Annotated in this window: 28 protein-coding genes and 1 riboswitch; of the genes, 14 read left to right on the top strand and 14 right to left on the bottom strand. The window is 63.9% G+C overall.

The genetic code is table 11. The features are described 5' to 3' along the window. Nucleotides 1–217 precede the first annotated feature (217 nt). The 3 genes from QP045_RS17235 (at nucleotide 218) to QP045_RS17225 (ending at nucleotide 2,750) form a co-directional block, all read left to right on the top strand. The gene (locus tag QP045_RS17235) at nucleotides 218–448 is read left to right on the top strand and encodes a hypothetical protein (protein ID WP_422516234.1); all 231 of its coding nucleotides are present in this window, start codon (nucleotides 218–220) and stop codon (nucleotides 446–448) included. 1,352 nt (nucleotides 449–1,800) lie between these two features. After that, nucleotides 1,801–1,953, top strand: a complete 153-nt coding sequence (locus QP045_RS17230; RefSeq protein WP_422516233.1) for a hypothetical protein — start codon at nucleotides 1,801–1,803, stop codon at nucleotides 1,951–1,953. A 113-nt stretch (nucleotides 1,954–2,066) separates the two neighbouring features. After that, the gene (locus tag QP045_RS17225; RefSeq protein ID WP_422516232.1) at nucleotides 2,067–2,750 is read left to right on the top strand and encodes a hypothetical protein; all 684 of its coding nucleotides are present in this window, start codon (nucleotides 2,067–2,069) and stop codon (nucleotides 2,748–2,750) included. A gap of 127 nt (nucleotides 2,751–2,877) precedes the next feature. On the opposite strand, the gene QP045_RS17220 is transcribed toward QP045_RS17225, so the two are convergent. Continuing rightward, nucleotides 2,878–3,363 (bottom strand): hypothetical protein, encoded by a 486-nt coding sequence (locus tag QP045_RS17220; RefSeq protein ID WP_422516231.1) that lies wholly within the window; start codon nucleotides 3,361–3,363, stop codon nucleotides 2,878–2,880. A gap of 111 nt (nucleotides 3,364–3,474) precedes the next feature. Between QP045_RS17220 and QP045_RS17215 the strand changes: the two genes are divergently transcribed. The 5 genes from QP045_RS17215 (at nucleotide 3,475) to QP045_RS17195 (ending at nucleotide 8,317) form a co-directional block, all read left to right on the top strand. Further along, the gene (locus tag QP045_RS17215) at nucleotides 3,475–3,954 is read left to right on the top strand and encodes a hypothetical protein (protein ID WP_422516230.1); all 480 of its coding nucleotides are present in this window, start codon (nucleotides 3,475–3,477) and stop codon (nucleotides 3,952–3,954) included. After that, nucleotides 3,930–4,511, top strand: a complete 582-nt coding sequence (locus QP045_RS17210; protein WP_422516229.1) for a hypothetical protein — start codon at nucleotides 3,930–3,932, stop codon at nucleotides 4,509–4,511. Before QP045_RS17215 ends, QP045_RS17210 begins: the two co-directional genes overlap by 25 nt. A gap of 43 nt (nucleotides 4,512–4,554) precedes the next feature. Next, on the top strand, nucleotides 4,555–4,899 hold the full coding sequence (locus QP045_RS17205) for a hypothetical protein (protein WP_422516228.1): 345 nt from the start codon (nucleotides 4,555–4,557) through the stop codon (nucleotides 4,897–4,899). Continuing rightward, nucleotides 4,896–5,891 carry a hypothetical protein gene (locus QP045_RS17200; RefSeq protein WP_422516227.1) on the top strand — a complete coding sequence of 332 codons (996 nt, stop codon included), beginning with the start codon at nucleotides 4,896–4,898 and terminating at the stop codon, nucleotides 5,889–5,891. Before QP045_RS17205 ends, QP045_RS17200 begins: the two co-directional genes overlap by 4 nt. Before the next feature lie 680 nt (nucleotides 5,892–6,571). Next, nucleotides 6,572–8,317, top strand: coding sequence for a monovalent cation:proton antiporter-2 (CPA2) family protein (locus tag QP045_RS17195; RefSeq protein ID WP_422516226.1), 1,746 nt, complete (start codon nucleotides 6,572–6,574; stop codon nucleotides 8,315–8,317). Between the two features lie 84 nt (nucleotides 8,318–8,401). Here the strand turns inward: QP045_RS17195 and QP045_RS17190 are convergent, their stop codons facing one another. From QP045_RS17190 to QP045_RS17155, 8 genes are all read right to left on the bottom strand, one after another. Further along, complete coding sequence (locus QP045_RS17190) at nucleotides 8,402–8,830, bottom strand: OsmC family protein (protein WP_422516225.1); 429 nt, start codon at nucleotides 8,828–8,830, stop codon at nucleotides 8,402–8,404. Between the two features lie 87 nt (nucleotides 8,831–8,917). Continuing rightward, nucleotides 8,918–9,814 (bottom strand): pirin family protein, encoded by an 897-nt coding sequence (locus tag QP045_RS17185; RefSeq protein WP_422516224.1) that lies wholly within the window; start codon nucleotides 9,812–9,814, stop codon nucleotides 8,918–8,920. Next, nucleotides 9,807–10,115, bottom strand: coding sequence for a GNAT family N-acetyltransferase (locus tag QP045_RS17180; RefSeq protein WP_422516223.1), 309 nt, complete (start codon nucleotides 10,113–10,115; stop codon nucleotides 9,807–9,809). The genes QP045_RS17185 and QP045_RS17180 overlap by 8 nt, the downstream gene beginning before the upstream one ends. Nucleotides 10,116–10,377: 262 nt before the next feature. Continuing rightward, nucleotides 10,378–11,145, bottom strand: a complete 768-nt coding sequence (locus tag QP045_RS17175; RefSeq protein WP_422516222.1) for an FMN-dependent NADH-azoreductase — start codon at nucleotides 11,143–11,145, stop codon at nucleotides 10,378–10,380. Continuing rightward, a complete protein-coding gene (locus tag QP045_RS17170) occupies nucleotides 11,049–11,459 on the bottom strand; it encodes a DUF6010 family protein (RefSeq protein WP_422516235.1) in 411 nt (136 codons plus the stop codon). The genes QP045_RS17175 and QP045_RS17170 overlap by 97 nt, the downstream gene beginning before the upstream one ends. 53 nt (nucleotides 11,460–11,512) lie before the next feature. After that, nucleotides 11,513–12,022: a nuclear transport factor 2 family protein gene (locus QP045_RS17165; protein WP_422516221.1), complete on the bottom strand. Its 510-nt coding sequence runs from the start codon at nucleotides 12,020–12,022 to the stop codon at nucleotides 11,513–11,515. A gap of 12 nt (nucleotides 12,023–12,034) precedes the next feature. Beyond that, on the bottom strand, nucleotides 12,035–12,778 hold the full coding sequence (locus tag QP045_RS17160; RefSeq protein WP_422516220.1) for an SDR family NAD(P)-dependent oxidoreductase: 744 nt from the start codon (nucleotides 12,776–12,778) through the stop codon (nucleotides 12,035–12,037). Between the two features lie 53 nt (nucleotides 12,779–12,831). After that, nucleotides 12,832–13,569, bottom strand: coding sequence for an SDR family oxidoreductase (locus QP045_RS17155; RefSeq protein ID WP_422516219.1), 738 nt, complete (start codon nucleotides 13,567–13,569; stop codon nucleotides 12,832–12,834). Nucleotides 13,570–13,686: 117 nt separating this feature from the next. On the opposite strand from QP045_RS17155, the gene QP045_RS17150 reads away from it, so the two are divergent. After that, on the top strand, nucleotides 13,687–14,589 hold the full coding sequence (locus tag QP045_RS17150; RefSeq protein WP_422516218.1) for a LysR family transcriptional regulator: 903 nt from the start codon (nucleotides 13,687–13,689) through the stop codon (nucleotides 14,587–14,589). Between the two features lie 61 nt (nucleotides 14,590–14,650). On the opposite strand, the gene QP045_RS17145 is transcribed toward QP045_RS17150, so the two are convergent. Both QP045_RS17145 and QP045_RS17140 read right to left on the bottom strand, forming a co-directional pair. Beyond that, on the bottom strand, nucleotides 14,651–15,199 hold the full coding sequence (locus QP045_RS17145) for a transcriptional regulator (protein WP_422516217.1): 549 nt from the start codon (nucleotides 15,197–15,199) through the stop codon (nucleotides 14,651–14,653). 77 nt (nucleotides 15,200–15,276) lie between these two features. Further along, entirely contained in the window at nucleotides 15,277–16,212 is a 936-nt protein-coding gene (locus QP045_RS17140; protein ID WP_422516216.1) for a LysR substrate-binding domain-containing protein, read from the bottom strand. Nucleotides 16,213–16,303: 91 nt separating this feature from the next. Here QP045_RS17140 and QP045_RS17135 point away from each other — a divergent pair, with 91 nt between their 5' ends. Then, a complete protein-coding gene (locus QP045_RS17135; protein WP_422516215.1) occupies nucleotides 16,304–17,320 on the top strand; it encodes an NADP-dependent oxidoreductase in 1,017 nt (338 codons plus the stop codon). Nucleotides 17,321–17,443: 123 nt separating this feature from the next. Here QP045_RS17135 and QP045_RS17130 read toward each other — a convergent pair whose 3' ends face one another. From QP045_RS17130 to QP045_RS17120, 3 genes are all read right to left on the bottom strand, one after another. Then, nucleotides 17,444–18,280: an alpha/beta fold hydrolase gene (locus tag QP045_RS17130; protein WP_422516214.1), complete on the bottom strand. Its 837-nt coding sequence runs from the start codon at nucleotides 18,278–18,280 to the stop codon at nucleotides 17,444–17,446. A 210-nt stretch (nucleotides 18,281–18,490) separates the two neighbouring features. Then, the gene (locus tag QP045_RS17125) at nucleotides 18,491–19,519 is read right to left on the bottom strand and encodes a methionine synthase (protein ID WP_422516213.1); all 1,029 of its coding nucleotides are present in this window, start codon (nucleotides 19,517–19,519) and stop codon (nucleotides 18,491–18,493) included. Between the two features lie 22 nt (nucleotides 19,520–19,541). Next, nucleotides 19,542–20,525, bottom strand: a complete 984-nt coding sequence (locus QP045_RS17120; RefSeq protein ID WP_422516212.1) for a DUF1852 domain-containing protein — start codon at nucleotides 20,523–20,525, stop codon at nucleotides 19,542–19,544. 123 nt (nucleotides 20,526–20,648) lie between these two features. Beyond that, nucleotides 20,649–20,871: riboswitch (cobalamin riboswitch) on the bottom strand. A gap of 236 nt (nucleotides 20,872–21,107) precedes the next feature. Between QP045_RS17120 and QP045_RS17115 the strand changes: the two genes are divergently transcribed. From QP045_RS17115 to kdpB, 4 genes are all read left to right on the top strand, one after another. After that, nucleotides 21,108–21,983 (top strand): TorF family putative porin, encoded by an 876-nt coding sequence (locus QP045_RS17115; protein WP_422516211.1) that lies wholly within the window; start codon nucleotides 21,108–21,110, stop codon nucleotides 21,981–21,983. Nucleotides 21,984–22,104: 121 nt separating this feature from the next. Beyond that, entirely contained in the window at nucleotides 22,105–22,194 is a 90-nt protein-coding gene (gene kdpF, locus QP045_RS17110) for a K(+)-transporting ATPase subunit F (RefSeq protein ID WP_422516210.1), read from the top strand. Nucleotides 22,195–22,207: 13 nt separating this feature from the next. Then, nucleotides 22,208–23,911, top strand: a complete 1,704-nt coding sequence (kdpA, locus tag QP045_RS17105) for a potassium-transporting ATPase subunit KdpA (RefSeq protein WP_422516209.1) — start codon at nucleotides 22,208–22,210, stop codon at nucleotides 23,909–23,911. A gap of 13 nt (nucleotides 23,912–23,924) precedes the next feature. Then, nucleotides 23,925–25,961 carry a potassium-transporting ATPase subunit KdpB gene (gene kdpB, locus QP045_RS17100; protein WP_422516208.1) on the top strand — a complete coding sequence of 679 codons (2,037 nt, stop codon included), beginning with the start codon at nucleotides 23,925–23,927 and terminating at the stop codon, nucleotides 25,959–25,961. Nucleotides 25,962–25,964 lie beyond the last annotated feature (3 nt).

The following is a 25,964-nucleotide window of genomic DNA, read 5'->3' as shown; positions in this document are numbered from 1 at the left end:
TCCCAGCCTGCCAGCAGTGCGCCAGGCCATCCTTGACCGCCTGTTCCGCTCACCGCCGCACCACTGCCCTCACTGTGGATGCAGCCTCAACAGACCTCCCCACGCTCTTCTGCCAAAGTAGTGCTAGGTACCTCTACTCGAGGCCCACGGCATACGCGTTACCGGACCCGTGAGTACACGCTCGCCGTAGACTCGGGCGATAGTCGCTGCACCCTCCATGTTCATGCAAACGACACGTGTGCCGCTCGGCTGCAACGGTTCGATCGCGCTGATGTGGACGCTGTGCTTGGCCGACATTGCCGTCACTTCCGCGACGGTCGCGTCGATGTTCAGCGCGCGTGACATGAGATCCCCCCGCGCAGCGTCGCGACTGTCGGTGGGCGCTTTTGAAGGCAAGCGCCCACGGCTGAGGAAGGTGAAACAATTGCTTCAATGGGGGGATGTCTAGGCATGCCGACTCCGCGTCAGAGCGGGAGCGCAAGCATCTCTCAGTCGCATCCTTGCTCGTGACCGATGCGGAGCGATGCCATCTATATGGGCGGCGGCCGCCACCCTCGCAAGTATCGCGTGCTTCGGTTTTGCCGGTGGCGCCAGAAATCGGCGGTTGCTCGGACGACGAGGTAGGGTTCCGGACCTCCGCTGACCTGGGGATTTAATCGCAGTTTGGTTCTGGGGTGCTATCGCTTGTAGGCAGCGCATCGAGCGTCGCGACGATTTCGTCGAAGCTGCCACACTCCTGAACGGGAAACACCCGCTCCAGGCAGCTTCCGACGGCATCGAGGTCTCGCCGCGTTAGAAACGCGACGGCCACAATCTTCTGTGTCAAAGGTTATCTCCGATCAGGGAGGTAACAAGCGACACCGAAGATCGAGCCGCCGCGGCCCACTATTAAATCGTCGGGCTGGGGCGTGGGCAACTCAGCGACGCGCCCCCTCCAGCAATTACAGGTGCGCCTCAGCCCGGACAGGATGTGTCGGGCCATCGACGACTATGTGGTGCGGCTTTAACTGCATCACGATAGTATTTTCTCCGACCGTGATTCTCGTATCAAGCCCAGGAGTTAGACCATTAATGCCTTCAGCAGGCATGGATTTGAATGGTGAGCTCAGCATGTAGTGATCCTCATCTGAGCGAGAGCGCGAAAAAAGCTCTCAATCTTCCCCTTGCTCGATCCGACGGGGTGATCTGGCGAACATAGCCGTAGCCAAGCGTGAATACATCCCCTTCGAGCGAAGGCGGATCTGGGGAGTTACCTCGGTTTCCTTGGGTACGCGGTTTAGCGGAATGGCTGGGTAGCTTCCGAATTATTTGGCTCTCGACTGAGAACCGCGCGATCACCGTTCTTTTCGGACGTGTTGGCGAGGGGAGCCGCGAACAGCAGGCTGCAAGCCGACTGCCGCAGCCGCGCGCGGCTCCACCGGGCGGTCCCCGCGCGGCAATAGGTTGACCTTCTCTGGCCCCCGGCCAACACTTCGGCCATCGTTGGGGCGGGGCCACGAGCCAACTGCCAAGGCTCAACGATCGCAGTGCCACGGGGTCTGCCCGATCGCTTCGGCCGTCGGATGAAGGAAGACGGGACGGTCGAAGGTCGTGCGCGATCGGCTGGCTTCAGGAGAAGGCGTCGGCTAGCGGAACCACCGAGATCAGGTCGGCCGCCGACGTCGGCCTCTAATCCAACACCGGCCAGTGTGGATGACGTTCTGACCCAGCCCGTTGAAACAGTTGACCTGGTGGAATTTGCTTCCTTCGGCATGGTGCCGCAGCGCGCGGTGTCGGGGGTCTTCAGTCGAGTGTTCATCGGTGGGTGAAGTGCAGATTGCTGTCGAGCACGACGGTTTCGTCAGGCACGTCGACCACGAGTTGGTCGAAAACGCCGGCGTTGATCTCCCCGCTAGGATGGTGGGCGCCGCAGCCGTCAAAGAGGATCTCGAAGCGCGCAATGCCGATCGTTGATGGCGAAAGGAGCCATTCCTCAAGTTTCTATCAAACCCAGGTAGAATGCAATTTTTCCCGTACTTCCTTCGTGCGCTTCTCCTGGCATGGGGAGATAGGCTACAGTCAGGATCATGACGATCCGATGGTCAGGACGACTGCTACTTGCGATAATGTTACTGCCTGCGTCGGGCTGCTCGAAGCCTTCCGAGGCCAGTGGTCAGGACGCCCAGGCCGCGGAGCATGCCTCACTGACGTTCGATGGCGCTTTTGCCGAAGCGCGCAGGGCGAATGAGGAGGCCGCCGCCGCACGAGACAGATCCTACGAGTACGTCCCCAGCGTGCGACGGGCGATGGGCCGGCAGATGGCGGAGAACGTTCGCGAGACCTTTACGCTGAGTACCGCCATCACGGATCGAGACGCGTTTCTGCAATCCGGTGCGGCTGCTGAAGTGGCAGATCGGAAGCTCGAGGCACTTGACCTTCCGCTCAACGATCTGGCGTCGGCGTCGGTCCTGCTTTTTGGAGTCGCCTGGGAACTGGCGAATGCGCAACCGCTCAATGCCGCGCAGCAACGCGCGCTGGTTCGGCTGGTCGACGCCGAACTGAAGGATTCGTCCGACCCGGGTCCCCGCCGGCGGGAGGCGGAAGCGCAGTTGGCGATCGCCGGGTTCTGGCTTGAGGAGCAGCGGTTGCGGCAGGGATCCGCGGACCAGATGCGGGCGCTATCCGACGCGGTTCAGCGGGACATGCACAAGTTGAGCGGCAATGACATGCGCGCGCACGATTTGACGGACAAGGGCTTCGTCGAACGGTAGAAACGGGGCGATAAGGGGTGAGGCAGTGGCTCGCCGTCTGGCATCACCGCGGGCGATGCAGGGCGTTGACAGTGCCCGAACAGCGACCGATGCGCACGGACGGTAGAGCGCTCGTTCTTCCTCGGCGTTATTGGGGGTCTGGCCGATTGTTGGCGACCTGTTGTCGCTTGCCATCCGGCCTGGGACAGATTCCCTGCGCCACCATCTTCAGGTAAAAGCGGCGCCCCTGTTCTTCTACCCAGCCGTCGGCGCTGGCCTTGCCATCATCGCGCGCGCGGCGAATATATTCGCTTTCCATCCGGCGCCGATCGGCCGTCGGCAGAAGATCGGCCGAGCACTCGCTTCCGGAGCGTGCCTTGCGTTTCTTGAGGCCGTTGGCTTCGTCGAAATTGTCATAGGTACTCCGCAGCGCCTGCTGACCAAGGATACCATTGCTCCAGATGGGTACGTCCACCATCATCTGCGCCGACGCGGGCATCGGAAATGCCACGGGGGCGATGGCGGTGAGTATCAGTGTCTTTCCACGCATGACATCGGCATTCCTTCTGCTGACAAGGGCATTGTGCGGGATCGTACTAAATATCATCACTCGCTTGATCTTCCGCTGTTCCATCTGCCCTACAACTGGCTCAAGTCATCGGAATATCGTGTCGGATGATTAGACAGCCTCCGTCCAGGCGGCATGACTTGCAAAGGAGCCAGGCGGATGGATGAGAACAAACGCATGACCCCGATCGAACGGGCCGAAACGGAAGCTGCCGTTGCACGCGCTGTCGCGGCCAATGTGACCGAGGTCATGGATGGCGAATGGGGCGAGCGGGAATGGCTGCACCTGTTCGTCGATTTCGAGATCGCGGCCGAAGGCGATCGGTCGAGCAGTATTACTTTCGCCTTGGCCCGCCTACCCGGACAGCCAGTAGAGGACGTCTCCTTTCGCCTGCCGCGAGAGGCCAAGCGGTTGCTGCGTTCGCTGGCGGACGGCATGGGCGCGTCGCCGAACGGCCGCTGGACCTGCGCGCAGCTGCGCATGGAACGAGATGGCCGTTACGCCTTCAGTTATAGCTATGACCCGCCCTATCGGCTGGGCGGGAATCTGCTCGACAATCGGTTTCGGGACTATCGCGACACCTGGCTTGCGAGTGAGGACGGTGCCGCCTTCCGGCCAGTCCCCGCGCCTTGGTGGCGCAGGATGCTGGATCGATGAGAGGGTGGTTACTGCCCCTGCTGGCGATCGTGGCCTTGCCCGCCACTGCCAGCACGCAGACGGGAGGGGCCGTGGCGGAAAAGAAGGGAATGCCCTCGCAGCGTGATCTGGAGCAGCTGACGCCCGAACAGATCATTGCAGGCGCCGAACGCGCCCACCCTGCAGCGCTCTATATGTTGGCGTCAAAACTGATGGGTGCGGGGCGCCGCGACGAAGCGGTGCGCTGGTTCTATATCGGGCAACTGCGCTACCGCTTCCACCTGATGACCGATCCACCGAACGCTGCTGATGAGCGGATCCTGTTTTCCGCGCTGTCGGAGTCGGTCGGGCGCGCGATCAACGAATATGCATTCGGCGACGTCCACGGCGCCGTGCGGGAGATCGATGCTGCCCTCGTCTGGGACGCGGCTCACGCCAACCATTTCACATCCAGAAGCGCCTTTCCCGCGCAGTTCGCCAAGACACGAGAGGGGCTGGTCGCGCTGCGCAACGACATGCTGGCGCGCAAGGACGAGATACGAGAGACAAGGAGAAGCAATGGCCTCCCCAATCGCTAGCATCCTCTTCCTCTCGTTACAGGCCGCCGCTTTTCCTTCCGGCTTGCCTGAACCGCTGGTGGCGTCGCCGGGTGATGTCGGGCCGATGCGGATTCACGTCGGTGATACGGGAATCAAATGTGTGCGCCTTCCCTGTCCCTCGCGGGGCGTGTTCGTTCCGGACGAGCAGAGCCATGCCGCGCGCGACCGGATGCTCTATGCCGATATGGATGGGGAAACGCCTCCGCCGCCGATGATCGGGGATGCGGCGCTGCTGGCGGCGATCACTACCGCATGGGAAGAGCGCGCCTGCCTAGCTATCGATGGGCGGTTGATCAGCGGTGAGGGCGACCTACCCGTCCTGCGCGTCGACCGCGTAATCGGGCCATGCGGAGGCCGGCCCGAATGAGGCTGGCACATTATGCGGCCATTGCCGCTGGGACATTGCTGTTGACCGGTTGCGGCGACCGGCAGGGATCCATCGAGGCCGCTACGACGCTTGCCGAGGCCGTCTTCCCTGAACAGCTGGACGTGTTCGACACGCAGATGATGAAAGGTCAATATGCCGTAATCTTCACCAGGAAGGGCGATCCGTTCAGCCGCATCCGGCTCTACGTCGATCACGATCCGGCCAAATGCCGCGTCGGCGCGCATTGCGAGCAACAATTGCGCACCGCCTATGTGAACGGCACGGCGGCGGGCGCAAAGCTCAAGGCCATGGCGCAAACCCTGCCGTCCTGCGGCATTGCCATCTTGGGCGTGGATGCGAGCAAGCTCGACCCGAGTTTTCGCACCGACATAGAACTGGACATGGACCGGGCTGATCAGCAGCCTGCTCTCGATCGGCTGGGGACCTGCATTGCCGCTTTCCGGGCCGCCCTGCCGGACAATGCGACACCTGAGCAGCGCGGTCTCTCGCTTGGCATCCTGTTGCCCCGTCCGGGCAAGGCCGCACCTCCGGATCCCGAGCCGAGCTTCGAGAAGTCGATCGACCGTTCAAGGGCGGACGAACCCCAATACCTGACCTTTGTAGGGCCGGAGGAAACGCAACTGACGCCAGGCGCACTGCGTCTTCACCCGCGCCATCTCCTGAGACCGGAGATGAGGGACCGCCTGGCAGCTCTGGCACGCGATGTCCTGTCCGCGCAGCGCCAGCCCGGCCATATCCAACACCATGTGGAGTTTCACGGCACAAAGCTCGACCCGCAACGGCTGGACGTGTTGCGCACCTATGTGCTTGCGTGCAGCGTCCACGAACCGGGCAAGGGGCCGTGCAGGACTGATCTGGCGGTCCGCATGCGCTACGACATGACGACCGGCGAAGTCTCCGAGACCGCGATCCTGCGCGACATTCGCGATGACGAAGGAGCGTTGCGCCTGCAGCCGTTGCCGGGTCGTTGATCCCGTCGTCATGGCGAGGAAGGCTGCCATTCGGCGGCTTTGCGCCCGACTAGGCCGTTCAGTCTGGCGAGGCGCGATCTCCGAAACCGGTCGTTCGTGCGTCCGTTTCTGAGCGGTGGCTGAGGCGACGAGCCGGGATTGATGAGCAGCCTACGCGCGACCGGAATCCGCAATCGATTGCTATCTTACTCCGGATGCGGGAGGAAGGGCGAGGTAGCGAGCGATCTTTGGCTGCCGCGCCAAATGAAGTGCGTCCGCTAACCCTCTCCTCTCAGACCGTCTGCAATCGATTGCTGAAGCTAACCGGCTCGCGTCGCCAAGGCAACAAGGAACGAGGAGGCCGTTGCGGCAAGCAGAGTAGAAGCACCCTGCATCCGCATTTCGACTTTGATAGGACTTGCGGTTCGGGGTACTCTTTGGCCAATGCTGACAAAGCGCGCTGGTGGCCATAGACGAAGCAAGCCCCTGCCCATTGCCTACTATAACTCGGTGATTCCGGTTTCCAACCGCGCTCAACGACGGCACGCGGGCGAAGACAGCAAGTGGCCGGCGCCCCCCAGCGTTCCGCTTCCTGCTACACAGAGTGTCGCTAAGTGCGCCTATGGGGCAGGAGAGCGCATGGTATCTCAGTCAATGCAGACTGCCTGTCCGCACATGTACAAAAGCCGAAAGACGATCCGATGACCGATGCAAGCCTGGGGGACACGATCGGTCCTGCTGTTGTTCTGATGACGGCGGCCGTGGTCGCGGTGCCACTGTTTCGCTGGCTCGGTCTTGGGTCTGTCCTCGGATATTTCGCTGCCGGTGTCCTGGTCGGTCCGTCCATCCTCGGGTTGTTCGACGATCCTCAGGCGATCCTGCACTTTTCGGAACTGGGCGTGGTCATGTTCCTGTTCGTGATCGGGCTGGAACTGCGGCCGGTAAAGCTATGGGCGATGCGGAACCAGATCTTCGGCCTGGGGCTCGTCCAGGTGGCTGCGGCGATCGTCGCCCTCTCCATCACGGGATGGTTCCTGTTCGGCCTGTCCGGGCCGGCGGCGTTCATTGCGGGCTCCGGCTTCGTCCTTTCCTCCACTGCCGTGATCATGTCGGTGCTGCAGGAGCGGGGGGAGACTTCGACTGGCGAGGGGCAGAAGGCGATTTCGATCCTCCTGTTCGAGGATCTCATGATCGTGCCGTTGCTCGCCACCATCGCCTTCCTGACGCCTCTCGCCAGCGCGGAATCGGATTGGAAGGCAGTCCTTCTGGCGATCGGGGCCTTGCTGCTGCTGCTGGCGGTCTCGCGTTGGGCACTCAATCCGTTCTTCGCTCTCCTGGCGCGCGCGCGAACCCGCGAGGTGCTGACGGCGGGAGCATTGCTCGTCATTCTCGGCGCTGCACTGCTCATGGACGCGGTCGGCCTCTCGATGGCGATGGGCGCGTTCCTCGCCGGGGTCATGCTGTCGAGCTCCAGTTACCGGCACCAGATCGAGAGCGACGTCGAGCCGTTTCGCAGCCTGCTGATGGGTCTGTTCTTTCTGGCCGTCGGTATGTCGCTCGATCTGCGTGTGGTCGCGGCGGAATGGCGGCTTCTTGTCGCGATGCTTGCCGGCTTTACGATCGTGAAGGGTGCTGTCGTGTTCGCGGTGGCCCGGCTATTTGGCAGCTCATCTCGCCAGGCGCTTCACCGCACTTCCATGTTCCTGCAAGGCGGCGAGTTCGCGTTCGTGCTCTATGCCGCAGCGGTCGCCGAGAGCGTGATCGATCCGCGCGCGAATGCGATCTTCTCCACGGTCGTGATCCTCTCGATGGCGGCAACGCCGTTGTTCATGATCGCGGTCGAACGGATGATGGGGTCGGGAACGTCCCTCGAGGGTGTGGAATTCGCTCGCGAGCTCAAGGGTCGCATCTTGCTGATCGGCTTTGGGCGGTTCGGCCAGATCGCATCTCAGCCGCTCCTGTCCAGAGGGATCGACCTGTCGGTTATCGACAATGACCCCGGCCGCATCCGCGACGCCGCGCGCTTTGGCTTCAAGGTATTCTTCGGCGATGGCCGGCGCCTGGACACGTTGCAGCACTCAGGCGCGGGCAATGTCGACGGGATATTGGTGTGCGTTGACGACCCCGCCGTCGCGACGCGTATCGTGGAACTGGCCCAGCACGAGTTCCCGCAGGCGAAGCTGATGGTGCGCAGCTATGATCGCGGGCATTCCGTGGAGTTGATCCGCGCGGGCGTCGACTACGAAATCCGGGAGACGGTGGAATCCGCCTATCTGCTGGGCGCAGCTGGCCTGCGAGCCTTGGGCTTTGCCGAGGAGGAGGTCGACGAAGCGGTCGAGGATATCCGCCGACGCGACGTGCAACGCCTGTGCGAGCAGGTGCAAGGGGACGAGATGTCCGGCCGCGATCATCTCATCCTGCGGCCTATTCCGGAACCGCTCGCCTGAGGTTGCCTGGGCTGGAGAAACCGAGTGGCTTGCCCCGAAGACGCATCAACGGCCTCCCGGGTCCAACGCCCCGGGGCAAGCAACCTAGAGGCGGTGTCGCAGGATCGACGTGATCTTGGGCGTGCCTTCCAGAACGCGCTGGATCGGGCACTTCCCAGCTACGTCGAGAAGGCGCTGCAACTGCTCGTCGGTCAGCAGCGGTCCCCGAAGGGAGATCGCCTTCTCGAACAGGTCCACGGGCGAGGTCGTGCCTACCAGCACCACCTTGCGGTGTTCGACCTCGACCTCGACATGCTCCAGGGGCCAGCCCTGTTGCCGTGCGAACCAGCGCACCGTCATGGCCGTGCATTCCGCCAGGGCCGCGGTCATCAGGTCGAACGGGGTTGGTCCCAGTCCGCCGCCGCCCGCGCTGATGGGCTCGTCGCCGATGAGATGATGAGCGCTTGTCTCGATACGGACGGCGAACGGGCTTTCGCCAGTCTCGGAAACCGCAACATGGGTGCGAGGTGCCATCCTAGTATTTCCCTCGCCCAAGCCTTCCTGAGTGGGCCCGTTCGTTATCCTGATCGTGTTCGGCGGCAATCAATCGTGGGCTCACGATCATGACCACGCAGGCGCGGCCGGGGGAGCAGGAGTATCGGGCAGCGGGATGAACTCCTGATCATCGGCGTCCGGCAGCTTCATGCGTCCCGCTTTCCAATCCGATGCCGCCTGCGCAAGCCGGTCCTTGGAAGACGAAACGAAGTTCCAGTAGATGAAACGTTCGCCGAGCGGCTCTCCGCCCAGAACCATTACGGTCGCCTGCGTCGAGGCGGTTACGCGCGAGATCCCGGCGCCGAACACCAGCATCTTGCCGGCCTCGTACCGGCGGCCGTCAACCTCAACCGTACCCTTGGCGATGTACAGCGCGCGTTCCGAATGGCCATCCGGGATCTCGGCGGTAGATCCGGGTGCTAATTCGAGATGCGCGTAGAACAGCGGGGAGAAGGTCGACGCTCCCGCTGTCAGGCCGTAGGCGCTGCCCGCGATGAGGTGTCCGGTCACGCCGGCTTCCTCCCATTGGGGCAGGTCGCTGCCGGCGTGGTGCGAAAAGCTCGGGGCAGTCTCCTCAAGCCCATCCGGCAGCGCGACCCATGCCTGGATGCCGTGGAGATGGTCGCCATGCTGGCGCGCATGTTCGAAGCGTTCGCTGTGCGTGATGCCGCTGCCCGCGGTCATCCAGTTCACTTCATATGGCCGCACCTCCTGCTCATATCCGAGGCTGTCGCGATGCATGATCTGCCCGGAGAACAGGTAGCTCACCGTCGAGAGGCCGATATGAGGATGCGGCCTGACGTCGAGGCTGCGGTCCAGGCCGGGAGCCAGGTCGATCGGACCCATATGATCGAAGAAGATGAACGGCCCGACCATGCGGCGCTTCGCAAAGGGCAGGACGCGGCCGACCTCGAAGCCGCCGCCCAGGTCGCGGCGCCGTTGATCGATGACGAGGTCAATCATGTCCCACTCCCTCGCTGGCGTCGGCATCGACGACATCGGCATATTCCGGGTGGCGGGCGTAGAAGGCCGTCATGAAGGGGCAGACCAGAACGGCCTTGCGCCCGCTCTCACGGATCGCGGTGAAGACGCCCTGTGCCAGTTGCGAACCGATCCCGCGTCCGGAAAACCGCTCTGGGACGATGGTGTGGGTGAGCACAAGCCGCTCTCCCCGCCGTTTATAATAAGCGGCCGCGATCTCGTGGCTGTCATCGATCTCCAGCTCGAACCGGCCTTCGGACGGGTTGTCTTCGACTTTGCTCATATGATTGCTCCTGCATCCTGGCGTGCGAAATAAGGGCTGCGGACCAGCCATGTCGGTATCGGGAGCCGACATCACGCGTCGACGATCACCCCCGGCTGGGTTGAACAACGCGACCTCCCCCGGAAGCCGAACGCGTCCTGCAGGACGCCCCAGCGCCCCGCCAGTGTACCGTCACCTTATCTGAATGCGGTAGCGCCAACATGCGACACAGACTGTCGCAGTTGTGGGAACGTCAGAGAGGGACCGGGCTCTGCCGCGGTGTTTACACGACCGCTTCGACAATTCTCGTCGTCGCAGACTGCACGGCGAGTTCTCGGGCCTCCGGGCCAAAACCCAGCTTTTCAGCGTGAATGAAGGTAACGTCCGTGATGCCGATGAAGGCGAGGAGCTGTCGGAGGTAAGGCTCCTGGAAGTCCACGGCCTTCGACGGTCCCTCGGAGTATAAGCCGCCCCGAGTTTCGACCACGATCGCGCGCTTGCCCATCATCAAACCTTGCGGTCCGCTCTCGCTGTACGAGAAGGTGACACGCGGACGCAGGACGTGGTCGAACCATGCGCGCAAGGATGTCGGAATGCTGAAGTTGTACATCGGCGCACCGATGACGAGGATGTCGGCCTGCTCCAACTCGGCAATCAGCGTGTCGGACAGCGCCTGCGTGGCCAACTCAGCGTCGGTAGCAGGAACCCCTCGGACGCCGGCAACGGTATAGGGGGTGAGATGCGCCACCGGTGCCTCGCCAAGATCCCGAAGCGTCAGCGATGCCTCAGGGTGCTTTTCGCGCAGCCGCAAAATGGTCTCCGCAACCAGTGCTCGCGACACGGATGTTTCACCCGCGATGCTGCTGTTCAAGGCAAGGATATGGGTCACGGCTGCTTCCGCTTGTTCATGGCGATAGCTGAGGTAGAGCAGCCGATACTGGCGCAGTAGTGCCGTCAGTCGCGCAACTGCGTCGCGGAAAAGGGAACGGCGTTTAGTCCCGGCAGCGCAGCCGCTCCTCCGCCGCGGCAGATCGTACAGCTTGCCGGACACGTCTGTTGCGGATGTGAGCGTCCGGCGACCGCCCACGCGGTCGGTGCGCCCATGGCGTTCCGGAGTGCGAGCACAGGGTCGCAGGTCGTGCAGCCGAAGGATGAACCTGGTTCGATCTTCGTGATTGGCTTGCGATGCCGATGAAGAAAGCTCCAGAGGGATCGACCCATCGTGATACCGCGACATCCCGACAGTTCTGCGTAGGCGAACAGCGTCATCGCGTAGCTAAAGGCGAACTCCCAAAGCCCAAGGCTACCGCTGAGACAGAGGGCACCGCCAACCGCCAAGTATAGAACGCCGAACCTTTCTTGCACGGGCTTCGGCAAAGCGAAAGCACTCCCCGATCCCACCTCCACGGGGGCGGTTCTCAGCGCACGGGAACGCGACGTAAGACCCCGTAATAGCGGTCTAGGTCCAGGAAGGCTTCGACTTCCGCCGCCTTCCCCTCCTGCATCCGGAAGATCCACACGAAGCTGTTATTGTACGGCTTTCCATCGCGGGCGACGGCGGCGCCGTCCCAGATCGCGACCACCAGGTCACCGTCTGCGAGCAGGTGCCGAACCGTCGGCTTGATCGGTCCGGCGAGCCGCGCGGCCAGCGGTGCCGCCGCCTCGCGCACGAAATCGTCCTTGCCGATGTAGGTTCGCGCAGCCGGTCCGGACCCTCTGATTGTCCACCGCACATCCGGGGACAGAACGTCATCGAAGAAGCGCGTGCCCCCGGCGGTCCAAGCGTCGAATGCACTTCGTATGATCTCGATGTTCGAATTCGACGGCTGCACGACGCTTGCGGGCCCTTGGCCTTGGGCGGAGGCAGGAGCGAACCCGGTGAGCGAGGTGGCGACGACAAATGCAGCCATTTTGAACGCGACCTTCATGATCGTCACTCCTTAGACGCGGAAGCCGCCGGTGACGGCAAGGTGATGACCGCTCACCATGGCCGCCCCGTCTGAGAGCAGGAATGCGGCCGTGCCGACGAGATCTTCGGGTCGGGGGAGCCTGCCCATAGGTGTCTGCTTCTCGAACGCTTCCCGCTGATCGTCCGACATGTTTGTGAAGATTCCGGCGCCCCCGACGGGTCCCGGGTTGAGCGAATTCACGGTGATCCCGCGCGGGCCGAGTTCAAGCGACAGCACTTCGATCATCACCCGCACGGCAGCCTTGGTGCCGGCGTAGACGCCTGATCCCGGCGGCGGGTAGCTGGCGATCGTCGAGGCGGTCGCGATAATCCGGCCGCCATCGACGACGCTCCGCGCTGCCTGCTGAAGGGTAAAGAAGGTGCCCTTGAAGTTGGTGTCGACGACGCGGTCCATCTCGTCCTCCGCCATCTCGGCGAAGGGGGACTCGACGTTTTCGACGCCCGCGTTTGCGATGACCGCATAGATGTCGCCGAAGCGGGCCGCGGTCTGGCGGAAGAGATCTTCGACGCTCTCGCGCCGTCGACCATCCGCCTTGACGACAAGGCAGTCGCCGCCGGCCGCGCGAATTGCCGCGCCAGTTTCCTCTGCCGCGCCCTCATCCGATGAATAGCTGAGCGCAAGGTCGTAACCGAGGGTGGCGAGGTGTACGGCGATCGCTCGACCGACGCCCTTGGTGCCGCCTGTGATGACGACCGTCTTGCCTAGAGTGCCCATGGTTCCTCTCCTTCGATCCAATCGGTGTGCGACTTGCCCGCGCGTGCGACGGATCAGCACATTCCGCCGTTTGCGCGCACGGTCTGGCCGTTGATCCATGCGCCGTCGGGTCCCGCCAGGAACGACACCACGCGTGCGATATCGTCTGGCTCGCCCAGCCGCTCGAGCGGGTTCATCTTCGCCATCTTGTCGAGCAGGTCGGCGTCCTTGCCCTTCAGGAACAACTCGGTCGCGACCGGTCCGGGCGCCACGGCGTTCACCCGGATGCCGCGCCCGCGCATCTCCTGCGCCAGAACCTGCGTGAGCCCTTCGACGGCAGCCTTGGTGGCGATGTAGATGCCGTAGGTCGGCAGGCGCATCCCGATCACGCTCGACGAGAAGTTGATGATCCGCCCGTCGTTCCGCATCCGCTGCGCGGCTGCGCGGCACATGTTGAAGACGCCCTTCAGGTTGGTCGCGATGGTATCGTCGACCAGTTCGTCGCTGCTCTCCGCAATGGGCGCCAGCTTCATGATGCCGGCATTGTTGACGACGACGTCGACCCCGCCAAAGGCTTCGATCGCCTGATCGAACAAGGCGGCGACGTCTGCACTGTTGCCGACGTCGGCCTGGACGACGATCGCTTCGCCGCCGGCGGCACGGATATCGGCCGCCACTGCCGCGGCAGCGCTCTCGCTGCCCGCATAGTTCACGATGACCTTGAAACCGTCACCCGCCAGCCGCCTGGCGACTGCAGCACCGATGCCTCGCGAGGCCCCGGTTACCAGTGCAACCTTTCCATTGCTGCCCATCTCGCTCTCCTGGGTCGCCTGCCTCCGTTCGGAAGCGTTGTGCAGCAGAGCTAGGACTCGCGCGGGGAAAACAAAAATGCATAGTTGTCAGGGCAGAGATGACAGAAAGTACGCGTCATGACGTTCGACGGCCGACTGCTCGGCGGAATTGGGGTGATGTCGGCAGTTGTCGAAGCAGGCAGCTTCGCGCGTGCGGGGGACGCGATCGGGCTCACGCAACCCGCAGTCAGTCGCGCGGTAGCGCGTCTTGAGGAGCGGATCGGAATCCGGATCTTCAACCGCAGTGCCCGCGCGATCTCTCTCACGGACGAGGGGCGCCTGTTCTACGAAATGGTCGTGCCGCTGCTTTCCGGGATCGAAGAGGCAGCAGCGGTGGCGGCGGCAGCCAAAGTCCGCGTCCGGGGCCGACTGCGGATCAACGTGGATGCGACCTTCGGGCACTACGTGCTGGCGCCGAGACTTCAGGAGTTCCTCGATCGATACCCAGAGCTCTCGGTCGAGCTGTTCGTGCGGGATGCGATCGGGGACTTCGTGGGCGAGGCCATGGATGTCGCCGTCCGCTTCGGAGAGGTCGACGCGCACGCGGTTCAGGCAGAACTGCTTCTGGAGACACGCGTGCTGACCTGTGCTTCGCCAGAGTATCTCGCGACCCACGGGACACCACTTGCGCCGCAAGATCTCACGAAGGGGCACCGCTGTATTCTGATCCGCGATCCCGCAACCGGACGCCCGTTCGAATGGGAATTCCAGCGTGTCGGTGAGACGGTCCCGTTCACGCCGGAAAGCCGGCTTCTGGTCAACGACACCGGCGGGCTCGTCGGGGCTTGCATGGGCGCCGCCGGGGTTGCCCAACTGCTCGAACTATATGCCCGCGACATCCTGGCGTCGGGGCGGGTGGTTCACCTGCTTCCGCAATGGTCGGACGAGACATTCCCGCTCTACGCCTACCATCGTGCTGCGCGGCTGATGCCGGCCAAGGTTGAAGCCTTCCTCGACTTCGTTCGGGAGATCATCGCCTAGCGGTGCGCAGTTGTCGCGATCCTCAAAATACTGCGTCTGGTACCGTCTCGACCGGCAGGCCTCACAGGGTCGCGATCAGCTCACGCGCCGCTGTCCGGACCGCGCGCCACTTCTCATACTCCGCAGTGGCATCCGCCAAGGCGCGGTGCGCCGGCGGGCCGTCGCTCCCGACGTCCACGCTCGCGATCAGGTTGTGGACTGCTACGGGGAGGCGAGTGGGCGGGAAGTATGGCTTGAGGATGTCGGTGGCTGTTTCGCGCAGGGCATCGTCGGTGTCACGGAGACGAAGCGCATCGCGCGCGAGCCCGGCGCCGCGCAGCAGAGCGCTCATCCACTTGCCATCCCACGAGGGCGCACTTGCGAAGAGGTCATGTCCGTCCAGGACTTCGACCATCCTGTTCGCGACGAATTCGTGCGTCTCCCCTTCATCGATGAGCGTCTGCCGGCGGATCCCGTGGATGGCTTCCGACGCCGGATCCCAGTCGGTCCAATGCGGGGCCGGCGCGATCAGATGGCTCTCCGACCGGCCGTCCTGGAACACCCACGCCACCTCGATCGGGTAGCTGTCACTGTCGAGCGACGACGCTTCGAAATCCAAGAACACATTCATTGCACCCCTGTGGCTAAGGTCGACGGCAATTCCAAGTTTTTGATGGGTGGGGCGTCTGCGGCGGTGGGCTCGCGAAGTTAGTCGCTGGGCAATGCCGCACCCGCGATCTGCCTTGCCGCGTGGTGCAGATGGTCGAGAAAGGCACGAACCGCGGGATTGGCGCGCCGGCTTTCTGGCCATAGGGCCGTCACCCCGTGTCGCTCGACGGCGAACTCCGTCAGCAGCGGGACGAGTTCGCCGCGTGCCACATAAGGGGCCGCGACAAAGTCGGCCGTCATGCCGATCCCGCCCCCGGCGACCAGGGTTGCCACGACCGCTTCGCTGGCATCCACCACAACGCCGGAGGAGGGAATGATCTCGACCTCGCGGCCACCTATACGAAAGGGCCAGCGGAAAAGCTGACCGGAGCTCCGATAGCGCAAGTTGACGGTTTCGTAGCTCGCAAGATCGTCGGGGTGGAGAGGCGTTCCACGGGCGGCGAGGTAGGCGGGCGAGGCATAGGCGCAAAGACGCAAGCGCGTGAGTTGACGCGACAGCAACCCCGAGTCCGCCAGTTCGCCAATCCGGACTGCGACATCGATACCCTGCTCCACGATATCAATGAGTTGATCGTCAATCCTGAGGTCGATTGTCACCTTTGGATGAAGCGATCGGAAGGCGGGAAGGATGGGTGCGATCAAATGAAGCCCGATCGGCAGCGACGCGGCGATCCGCAGCGTGCCCGACGGTTCGCTCCGCGCTGCCATCGCGGCCTGGCCGATCGCCTCCGCGTCCTGGAGGAGCTTCAGCGCGCGCTCATGAAGGTCACGCCCCTCCGGGGTAAGCGTGAGCGAACGGGTCGTTCGTGTGAACAGAGAGATGCCGAGCTGCTGTTCCAGCCGCTGCACGCTCTTGCTCACCGCCGAGGGCGAGATCCCGAGCACTCGAGCCGCCGCAGTATAGCTGCCGAGGGAGCCGGCGCGCGCGAAGGCGATGAGGCCGGTCAGCCGCTCAAGGACAATCTGTTCCTTCACGGCATCAGTGAACCGAACTTCGGGCTCATTATCAATCCCTTCGCAGCGGCTAGATGATGCGTCGAACACAAGATGCTCGACGGAGGTTGATGTGACGGAGGTAATGAAGGCGGTTCGGCTGCACGCATTCGGCGGACCCGGGGTCCTGACCTATGAGGATGCGCCCAAGCCGACCCTGCAAGCCGGCGAGGTTCTGGTCCGGGTCCATGCGATCGGGGTCAATCCGCCGGATTGGTATTTGCGCCAGGGCTATGCAATGCTCCCCCCGGAATGGCGCCCCGCCATGACGTTTCCGATCATCCCCGGGACCGATATTTCCGGCGTCGTCGAAGCGGTAGCGCCGGACGTGAGCGGGTTCGCTCCGGGAGATGCCGTGTATTCGATGGTCCGCTTCCCGAGCGGGCTGGCGGGCGGTAGCCGAGCCTATGCGGAATATGTCGCGGTTTCGGCGACCGAGCTGGCGCTCAAGCCGATCGGGATCGATCATGTCCATGCAGCCGCGGCGCCTATGTCGCTGCTGACCGCCTGGCAGTTCCTGATCGAACAGGGACATGACGCGCCAAACCCGCTTCAGCCCGAACCCCATGTGCCGGTGCCGCTCAAGGGGAAGACCGTGCTCGTCAGCGGTGCGGCAGGGGGCGTGGGCCATCTGCTGGTGCAGCTGGCGAAATGGCAGGGAGCTCATGTCATCGCGGCAGCGTCCGGCGACAGCGAGGCGCTGCTGCGCGACCTCGGGGCCGACGAGGTCGTCGATTATCGAAGAACCGCTCCCGAAGACAGCATTCGGAACGTCGACCTGGTCGTGGACGCAGTGGGCGGTCCGAGCACCGTGCGGTTCCTCCGCACGCTGAAGCGGGGCGGGGCGCTGTTTCCCGTCTTCGGCCTTGGGTATGAAGACGATGGCGAGGCTGGCCGGCTGGGCGTCACGGTGTCGACCACGCAGGTTCGCTCAAGCGGAGCGCAGCTCGCCGAGATCGCGCCGCTGCTGGACGACGGCACGGTACGGGTCGTCATCGACAGCATCTTTCCCCTGTCTGACGCCAGGCTCGCCCATGAGAGGGCTGCTGAAGGCCATTTGCGCGGCAAGATCGTGCTCACGGCGATCTGAAGCGGCGGCTTGTTCACCTCCGCGGCAGGTGGTCGTCGGCGCCTACTCCTTGCTCGGGCCGGCGCCGACGGCCAATGCCGTCAGAGGAAAGAGCGGTGGCTTGCTCCGCGCGACATCCCCCGGCTAACCCTCGATGAAGGCCAGGATGTCCGGGTTGATCAGCTCGGCATGGGTGGTCAGCATCCCGTGCGGCAGCCCCTCGTAGATCTTCAGCGTGCCGTTCTGCAGCAGTTTCGCCTGCAACAGCGACGCCGCCTTATAGGGTACGATCTGGTCATCGTCCCCTTGCAGGACCAGCGTCGGGACGCTGATCGCCTTGAGATCCTCGCTCTGATCCGTCTCCGAGAACGCCCGGATGCCTTCATAATGGGCCTGGGCGCTGCCCATCATGCCTTGCCGCCACCAGTTCCGGATCGTCCCTTCCGTCACCTCGGCGCCCGGTCGGTTGAAGCCGTAGAAGGGCCCCGACGCGACATCGAGGAAGAACTGCGCACGGTTGGCCGCCAGCGCCGAGCGGAAGCTGTCGAACACTTCCAGCGGGGTGCCGTCCGGATTGCTTTCGGTCTTGAGCATCAATGGCGGGACCGCGGCGACCAGCACTGCCTTCGCAACCCGTCCCTGCGGCTCGCCGTAGCGGGCGACATACCGCGCCACCTGGCCGCCACCGGTGGAATGGCCGATATGGACGACGTTGCGCAGGCCGAGCTGCTCGACCAGCGCGTTCACGTCGGCCGCATAATGGTCCATGTCGTGCCCGAACGGCACTTGCGCCGACCGGCCGTGGCCCCGCCGGTCGTGCGCGACGACGCGATATCCGTGCTGCAGAAAGAACAGCATCTGGGCATCCCAGTCGTCGGACGACAAGGGCCAGCCGTGGTGGAAGTGGACCGGCTGCGCGTCCTTGGGGCCCCAGTCCTTGTAGAAGATCTCGACGCCGTCATCGGTGGTGATGTAGCCCATTGTCGTTGCTCCTTCCCGTTCTGCGTGGCCCACGCCTTCTGGCGGTTCGCCGCGTGCGCCCGGAGTCGCCCTGGTCCGGCGGTAGCCGGCCGGGTCCAGCGTAGCGCGGCGATAAGCACTTCAGCCAGTGCCGCAGAGTATTAGGGGTTCTGACCGTCGGACAGCTTGCCGAACCGATCGCGTCCGGCGCCGACTAGGTGGCAAGGACGATCACGCCGATATCTCTCTCCGCACGATCTCCGCTCCCTCTGTGAGCGCCTTTAACTTTCCCTGGGCGACGGCACGGGGCAGGGGGGCCATGCCGCAGTTTGTGGCGGGATAGAGTTTGTCCGCGTCGACGAAGGCCAGCGCCTTGCGCAGGGTCTCAGCGACCTGTTCCGGCGTTTCCACGGTGTTGGTCGCGACATCGATGGCGCCGACCATCACCTTCTTGCCGCGGATGAGTTCAATCAGGTCCATGGGCACGCGCGAGTTCTGGCATTCCAGCGAGATGATATCGATCTTCGACTTCTGGAGCTTGGGGAAGGTCTCCTCATACTGCCGCCATTCGGAGCCGAGCGTCTGCTTCCAGTCGGTATTGGCCTTGATGCCATAGCCATAGCAGATGTGCACCGCGGTCTCGGCCTTCAGCCCCTCGGCCGCGCGCTCCAGCGTGGCGATCCCCCAGTCATTCGCTTCATCGAAGAACACGTTGAACGCGGGCTCGTCGAACTGGATGATGTCTACGCCGGCAGCTTCCAGCTCGCGGGCTTCCTCGTTGAGGATGCAGGCGAACTCCCATGCCAGCTTCTCCCGGCTCTTGTAGTGCGCGTCGTAGAGGGTATCGATCATCGTCATCGGCCCGGGCAGCGTCCATTTGATCGGCCGGTCGGTCTGCACGCGCAGGAACCGCGCATCGTCGACGAAGACGGAGCGGGGGCGGGAGACGGCGCCGACGACGGTCGGCACGCTGGCATCATAGCGGTTGCGGATGCGGACGACCTCGCGCTTCTCGAAGTCGACGCCGTCGAGATGCTCGATGAACGTCGTGACGAAATGCTGGCGCGTCTGTTCGCCGTCGCCAAGGATCTCGATCCCCGCCCGCCGCTGGTCGTTGACCGCGAGGCGCAGCGCGTCCTGCTTGCCCGCGATTAATTCCTCGCCTTCCAGCTTCCACGGCGACCACAGGGTTTCGGGCTGGGCGAGCCAGGAGGGCTTTGGCAGGCTGCCCGCGGTCGTCGTCGGCAACAATCTCGTCATGATGGAATCCTGTTCGTGAGGTTCAGAGGTCGCAGGTCGCAAGCCAGCGCTGAAGCGCGGCACCATGCGGCTTGATGAAATGCTCTTCGGCGAATTTGCCCTGCTCAAAGGCGAGCCGGCTGCGCTCCTCACGATCGTAGACGATGCGGGTCAGCGAATAGTCCTGATAGTTCAGGCTTGGCCGGTAAAGCTCGGCCGCTACGGAGTTGGCGTTGTAGATCTCGGGACGGTAGATCTTCTGAAACGTCTCCATGGTGCTGATCGTACTGGCGAGTTCAATGTTGGTATAGTCGCTGATCAGATCGCCGATATGATAGAAGGATAGCGGTGCGACGCTGTGCGGTGGCATGAAGTACCGTACTTTCATGCCCATCTTTGCGAAATACTGGTCGGTCGGAGAGCAGTAGTCGTTCCGGTACTCCACCCCCAGTACGGGATGTGCATTCGCTGTGCGGTGATAGACTTCCTTGCTCGATACGCTCAGGCAAATGACCGGGGGCTTGCGGAAATGATCCCGGTAGGCGCTGGACACGAGGAAGTGCTTGAACAGGTTGCCGTGAAGATCCCCGAAGCGATCGGGCGTGCCGGTGTTTCCGCTCTTCAGATGGGCCGGCAGGACCACGCTGAAATCATAGTCCCGCACGTAGGACGAGAAGTTGTTGCCGACCATCCCGTCGGTACGTTCGCCCGTGGTGTTGTCGACGACGATGGTGTGCAGGATCTCGATCAGCGGAAACGCTTCGTCACGCTCGTCCGCAGCGACGCGGAGCGCTGCCGAGATGATGTTCAACTCGACTGCGTAGCGGTCGGCGGTCGGATTGTCCCAGGGGAGGAGTGAATTGAGGCGATGGTCGATCATCACCAGCGTGTTGCGGAGGTTTTCCTGCCGCCTCTCCCCCCGCGCGAGGTTCGCGAAGTTGGTGGTGATCCGCGTGTTGTCGGCCGGGCGATATTCCTCGTCGAACGGGATGCTGCTGATCGTGAACGTAAACCCGCTATTCGTCATGACTCACCTGGCTTTAGGGGGCAGGGGTCACGGAAGAGCGCGCAGGGCGGAGACAGGCCAAGGGGGCGTGAAGCCGCGGACCGTGCGTCAAGCGCGATCCACCGGAGGAACCCCCGTCCGAGGAACGTTATGGCGTCCGAGGCAGGTCTCCTGGCTCACGGGTCAACGCGGTGGCTCCGGCCTTCCCGGGCTTGTTGCAAAGCCCAGTGACACGAAATGGAGCCGCCGCTCGCCGCTTACAGTTGCGGGGGCAGCGCCGGATTCTGCCCCTGAAGGACACCACCGGCTTCCCGTCTTAGCCCCACCGCCACGCCTGGGATGGGGAACCTCGACAAGAGGATCCAACACCATCCTGCCCGCCCTGTCAACCGGGATATAAAGACATCCTTATATCTTGAAACGACACATCGCGACTTCATCGGTGGCCGTAGCTCCAGCCGCTCCCCGGACAGCTGCAGAACCATATGCCGACTATATGCGATTGGTCTGAATCGCGCTCGAATTCCAACGCCGGGCGCGCCTAATCGCTTTCCCTGACGGCTCCTCCGATCCTGGATTGAAGCCGCTCCACGAGGGAAAATGATGAAGCTTCTTTGGTCGACCGCGGCGATGGCGCTTCTCGCGCTGCCGGGTCTCGCACGGGCGCAGGGAGCGCCAGATGAAGCGTCGGCTGTCAGCGATGCTGCGCACGCGCCGGTGCTGACGGTGAGCGGCTCGGCGGCGATCGCATCGGACTATCGCTTCCGCGGTATTTCGCAAACCGATCGCGACATGGCCGTGCAGGCCGGCGTGACCGTTGCGCACGACAGCGGCTTTTACGTCGGTGCCTGGGGATCGAACCTCGCCGGCTGGGGCACGTTCGGGGGCGCCAACATGGAGCTCGACCTGATCGGCGGCTACAAGGCTGCGCTGACGGAGCATGCAACGTTCGACGTCGGCCTCACCTGGTACATGTACCCCGGCGGCGCGGACAAGACCGACTTCGCCGAGCCTTACGTCAAACTAAGCGGCACCACGGGTCCCGCCACCCTCACCGCCGGCGTGGCCTATGCGCCCAAGCAGCAGGCTCTCGGCCGCTGGTACCGCACGGGCGCGGATGCGGCGGCCGGTGTCTATACGAACCCGGGCGCGAAGGACGACAACCTCTATCTGTGGGGAGACGCGGCATTGGCGGTCGACGGCACGCCGTTCACCACAAAGGCGCACATCGGCCACAGCAGCGGGCAGGATGGGCTTGGTCCCAACGCCACGGCGGTTGCGCCCACCGGCGACTATTGGGACTGGTCGCTCGGCGCGGAGGCGACATGGCGCGACCTGACGCTCAACCTCTCCTACGTCGGCACGGACATTTCGAGCCGCGAAGCGGCGTATTTGCAGCCAAGTTTCAGCAAGGGCCAGGACGGCACCGGCAACATTGCTGGTGATACGATCCTCGCTTCGCTGACTGCGGCCTTCTGAAGGAGCGCCGGCGATGCAGGACCTGCTGTGGATCCTCGTGATGCTCGGGCTGGTGGCGGCAACGCTCGCGCTCGCCCGGCTCTGCGACAATGCCTGAACAACCCTGGCGTGAGGTGATGGCATGACCCTCGACCTGTGGCTCGCCGCGATCACCGCGGTCGGCCTCCTCATCTATCTGGTGGCGGTGCTGCTCCGCCCCGAACGCTTCTGAAGGGAGCGGTTCCATGACATTGCACGGCTGGTTCCTGATCCTGGGCTTCGTCGCGCTTCTCGTAGCGTTGGCGAAGCCCGTCGGCCTATGGCTGTTCGCGCTGTACGAGGGGCGGCGCACCCCATTTCATGTCGTCCTCGGGCCCGTCGAGCGCGGCTTCTATCGGCTCGCCGGGATCGATCCGGCGGCCGAGCAGGGCTGGCGGCGCTACGCGTTGCACATGCTGCTGTTCAATGTGGCGCTGATGCTGTTCACCTATGCGGTCCTGCGGCTGCAGGGCGTGCTGCCGGGAAACCCGCAAGGGCTGCCGGGGCTCGCGCCGAACCTCGCGTTCAACACCGCCATCAGCTTCACCACGAACACCAACTGGCAGAGCTATGGCGGCGAGAGCACCATGTCCAACCTCAGCCAGATGCTGGGGCTGACGATCCACAATTTCCTTTCGGCGGCGACCGGCATCGCGCTCGCCTTCGCGCTGTTTCGCGGCTTCGCGCGCCGCGAGGCGACTGCGATCGGCAACTTCTGGGCCGATGTCACGCGCATCACCCTGTATCTCCTGCTGCCGCTCTGCATCGCGCTGACGCTGTTCTATATCGCGAGCGGGGTGCCGCAGACGCTGAGCGGGGTCGTCGATATCACCACCCTGGAAGGCGTGCGCCAGTCCATCCTGCTCGGACCCGTTGCCAGCCAGGAAGCGATCAAGATGCTGGGCACCAATGGCGGCGGCTTCTTCAACGCCAATAGCGCGCATCCGTTCGAGAACCCGACCGCGCTCACCAACCTCATCCAGATGCTGTCGATCTTCGTGATCGGGGTCGGGCTCACCTGGACGTTCGGCAAGGCCGTAGGCAACACGCGCCAGGGTTGGGCGATCCTGTCTGCAATGCTGCTGCTGTTCCTGGCGGGGGTGACTGTCACCTATTGGCAGGAAGCGGCCGGCAATCCGGTGCTGCACAGCCTGCAGGTCGCGGGCGGCAACATGGAGGGCAAGGAAGTCCGCTTCGGCATTGCCGCCAGCGCGCTCTTTTCCGTCATTACAACGGCGGCTTCGTGCGGGGCGGTGAATGCCATGCATGACAGCTTCACGGCGCTGGGCGGCATGATCCCGCTGTTCAACATGCAGCTTGGCGAAGTCGTGATCGGCGGCGTTGGCGCCGGCATCTACGGCTTTCTGCTGTTTGCGATCCTGGCGGTGTTCGTCGCGGGGCTGATGGTGGGACGCACGCCGGAATATGTCGGCAAGAAGATCGAGGCACGCGAGGTGAAACTTGCGGTGCTCGCGATCGCCGTGCTGCCGCTGATGATCCTCGGCCTCACCGCCCTGTCGAGCGTGATGCAACAGGGCCTCGCGGGGCCCCTCAACAAGGGGCCGCACGGGTTCAGCGAGATCCTCTACGCCTTCACGTCAGCGGTCGCCAATAACGGCTCCGCCTTCGCCGGGCTGACCGCCAACACGCCCTGGTACAATGGTCTGCTGGGCGTTGCGATGTGGGTGGGCCGGTTCTTCATCATCGTGCCGATGCTGGCGATCGCCGGCGGCCTGGCGGCGAAGCGACATACGCCGGAAAGCGCCGGATCTTTCCCTACCACCGGCGCCCTGTGGGTCGGCCTGCTCGTTGGTATCATCCTGATCCTGGGTGGCCTCACCTTCCTGCCGAGCCTCGCGCTTGGCCCCATCGCCGATCATCTCGCGATGATCCGCGGCCAGCTGTTCTGACGTGAGAAGCACCATGGCGAAAACGCAAAGCGCCGGCCTGTTTACGGCCGATCTCGTCCTGCCCGCGGTCGCGGCTTCCTTCGTGAAGCTCAACCCGAGGGAACTCATCCGAAACCCGGTCATGTTCGTCACCGCCACGGTCGCGGTGCTGATGACGGTGCTGCTTGTCATCGGCCAGGATGACCTTGCCACCGGCTTCAAGCTGCAACTCGTCATCTGGCTCTGGCTGACGGTGTTGTTCGGCACCTTTGCCGAGGCGCTGGCCGAGGGGCGCGGCAAGGCACAGGCCGCCTCCCTCCGCGCGACCAAGGCCGAGCTCACCGCCAAGCGGCTGAAGGGCGACGGCCGGCAATATGATCAGGTGCCCGCCAGCGAGCTGCGGGTCGGCGACGTCGTGCTGGTCGAGACCAACGACCTGATCCCGTCGGATGGCGAGGTCGTCTCGGGCGTCGCCTCGGTCAACGAAGCCGCGATCACCGGCGAGAGCGCGCCGGTGATCCGTGAGGCGGGCGGCGACCGCTCCGCCGTTACCGCGGGCACCCGAGTGATCTCTGACGAGATCCGCGTGAAGGTGACGGTGGAGCCGGGCAAGGGCTTCCTCGACCGCATGATCGCCTTGGTCGAGGGGGCCGAGCGGCAGAAGACTCCGAACGAAGTAGCGTTGACGTTGCTGCTCGTCGGGCTGACGATCATCTTCCTCATTGCAGTCGCGACGATCCCCGGCTTCGCGTCCTACGCCGGGGGCAGCATCCCGGTCGCGATCCTCGCCGCACTGCTGATCACGCTGATCCCGACGACGATCGCAGCGTTGCTTTCGGCGATCGGCATTGCGGGCATGGACCGGCTGGTACGCTTCAACGTGCTCGCCAAGTCCGGCCGCGCCGTGGAGGCAGCCGGCGATATCGACGTGCTGCTCCTCGACAAGACCGGCACGATCACGGTCGGCGATCGGGCTGCAAGCGAATTTCGCGCGATCAGCGGCGTCAGCATCAAGGCGCTCGCCGACGCCGCTTTGCTCGCCAGCCTTGCGGACGAAACGCCGGAGGGCCGTTCGATCGTGGTGCTCGCGCGCGAGAAGTTCGGCGTCGAAACCAGCGCGCTGCCGGACGGAGCGGAGGTTATTCCCTTCACCGCGCAGACCCGGCTGTCGGGCGTCAGGGCAGGCGGCTCTCTGATCCAGAAGGGCGCGGTGGATTCCGTGCTGCGCGCGAACCCCGGAGTTGGCGAAACCGCTGCTGCGACCGAACTTCGCCGCATTACCGACGAGATCGCGCGCGGTGGTGGTACGCCGCTCGCCGTGGCGCAGGATGGCCGGTTGCTCGGTGCGATTTCGCTCAAGGACGTGGTGAAGGCCGGCATCCGCGAGCGTTTCGGCGAGCTTCGCCAGATGGGCATCCGCACGGTGATGATCACCGGCGATAATCCGCTGACCGCTGCCGCCATCGCTGCCGAGGCGGGTGTGGATGACTTCCTTGCCCAGGCGACGCCGGAGGACAAGCTTGACCTGATCCGCAAGGAGCAGACCGGCGGGCGACTGGTGGCGATGTGCGGCGACGGCACCAATGACGCGCCGGCGCTGGCGCAGGCCGATGTCGGGGTTGCGATGAACACCGGCACGCAGGCCGCGCGTGAGGCCGGCAACATGGTCGATCTCGACAGCGATCCGACCAAGCTGATCGAGGTCGTGGGGCTCGGCAAGCAGCTGCTGATGACGCGCGGTGCGCTCACGACGTTTTCGGTCGCGAACGATGTGGCGAAATATTTCGCGATCATCCCGGCGATGTTCGTGGCACTGTATCCGGGATTGGGCGTGCTGAACGTGATGCGGCTCGGTTCGTCGGAATCGGCGATCCTCTCCGCGATCATCTTCAACGCGATCATTATCCCGCTGCTGGTGCCGCTGGCGCTGAAAGGCGTCACCTACAGGCCGATGGGTGCAGGGCCACTGCTCGCCCGCAACCTCGCAATCTATGGCCTCGGCGGCCTCATCGCACCGTTCGTCGGCATCAAGATCATCGATCTTGTCGTCGGCGGCCTGGGCCTCGCGTAAAGG

Source organism: Sphingomonas sp. 3-13AW (genome assembly GCF_049311085.1).
In the GTDB taxonomy this organism is placed as follows: Bacteria; Pseudomonadota; Alphaproteobacteria; order Sphingomonadales; family Sphingomonadaceae; genus Sphingomonas.
The sequence above is the reverse complement of the archived record's forward strand: the minus strand, read 5'-3'. Positions and strand labels throughout refer to the sequence as shown.

Coding starts and splice junctions, on each gene's coding strand:
- QP045_RS17235 (WP_422516234.1), top strand. CDS start 218: ATGTTCATGCAAACGACACGTGTGCCGCTCGGCTGCAACGGTTCGATC.
- QP045_RS17225 (WP_422516232.1), top strand. CDS start 2,067: ATGACGATCCGATGGTCAGGACGACTGCTACTTGCGATAATGTTACTG.
- QP045_RS17220 (WP_422516231.1), bottom strand. CDS start 3,363: ATGGAACAGCGGAAGATCAAGCGAGTGATGATATTTAGTACGATCCCG.
- QP045_RS17215 (WP_422516230.1), top strand. CDS start 3,475: ATGACCCCGATCGAACGGGCCGAAACGGAAGCTGCCGTTGCACGCGCT.
- QP045_RS17200 (WP_422516227.1), top strand. CDS start 4,896: ATGAGGCTGGCACATTATGCGGCCATTGCCGCTGGGACATTGCTGTTG.
- QP045_RS17195 (WP_422516226.1), top strand. CDS start 6,572: ATGACCGATGCAAGCCTGGGGGACACGATCGGTCCTGCTGTTGTTCTG.
- QP045_RS17190 (WP_422516225.1), bottom strand. CDS start 8,830: ATGGCACCTCGCACCCATGTTGCGGTTTCCGAGACTGGCGAAAGCCCG.
- QP045_RS17185 (WP_422516224.1), bottom strand. CDS start 9,814: ATGATTGACCTCGTCATCGATCAACGGCGCCGCGACCTGGGCGGCGGC.
- QP045_RS17180 (WP_422516223.1), bottom strand. CDS start 10,115: ATGAGCAAAGTCGAAGACAACCCGTCCGAAGGCCGGTTCGAGCTGGAG.
- QP045_RS17165 (WP_422516221.1), bottom strand. CDS start 12,022: ATGAAGGTCGCGTTCAAAATGGCTGCATTTGTCGTCGCCACCTCGCTC.
- QP045_RS17160 (WP_422516220.1), bottom strand. CDS start 12,778: ATGGGCACTCTAGGCAAGACGGTCGTCATCACAGGCGGCACCAAGGGC.
- QP045_RS17155 (WP_422516219.1), bottom strand. CDS start 13,569: ATGGGCAGCAATGGAAAGGTTGCACTGGTAACCGGGGCCTCGCGAGGC.
- QP045_RS17150 (WP_422516218.1), top strand. CDS start 13,687: ATGACGTTCGACGGCCGACTGCTCGGCGGAATTGGGGTGATGTCGGCA.
- QP045_RS17145 (WP_422516217.1), bottom strand. CDS start 15,199: ATGAATGTGTTCTTGGATTTCGAAGCGTCGTCGCTCGACAGTGACAGC.
- QP045_RS17130 (WP_422516214.1), bottom strand. CDS start 18,280: ATGGGCTACATCACCACCGATGACGGCGTCGAGATCTTCTACAAGGAC.
- QP045_RS17125 (WP_422516213.1), bottom strand. CDS start 19,519: ATGACGAGATTGTTGCCGACGACGACCGCGGGCAGCCTGCCAAAGCCC.
- QP045_RS17120 (WP_422516212.1), bottom strand. CDS start 20,525: ATGACGAATAGCGGGTTTACGTTCACGATCAGCAGCATCCCGTTCGAC.
- QP045_RS17115 (WP_422516211.1), top strand. CDS start 21,108: ATGAAGCTTCTTTGGTCGACCGCGGCGATGGCGCTTCTCGCGCTGCCG.
- kdpF (WP_422516210.1), top strand. CDS start 22,105: ATGACCCTCGACCTGTGGCTCGCCGCGATCACCGCGGTCGGCCTCCTC.
- kdpA (WP_422516209.1), top strand. CDS start 22,208: ATGACATTGCACGGCTGGTTCCTGATCCTGGGCTTCGTCGCGCTTCTC.
- kdpB (WP_422516208.1), top strand. CDS start 23,925: ATGGCGAAAACGCAAAGCGCCGGCCTGTTTACGGCCGATCTCGTCCTG.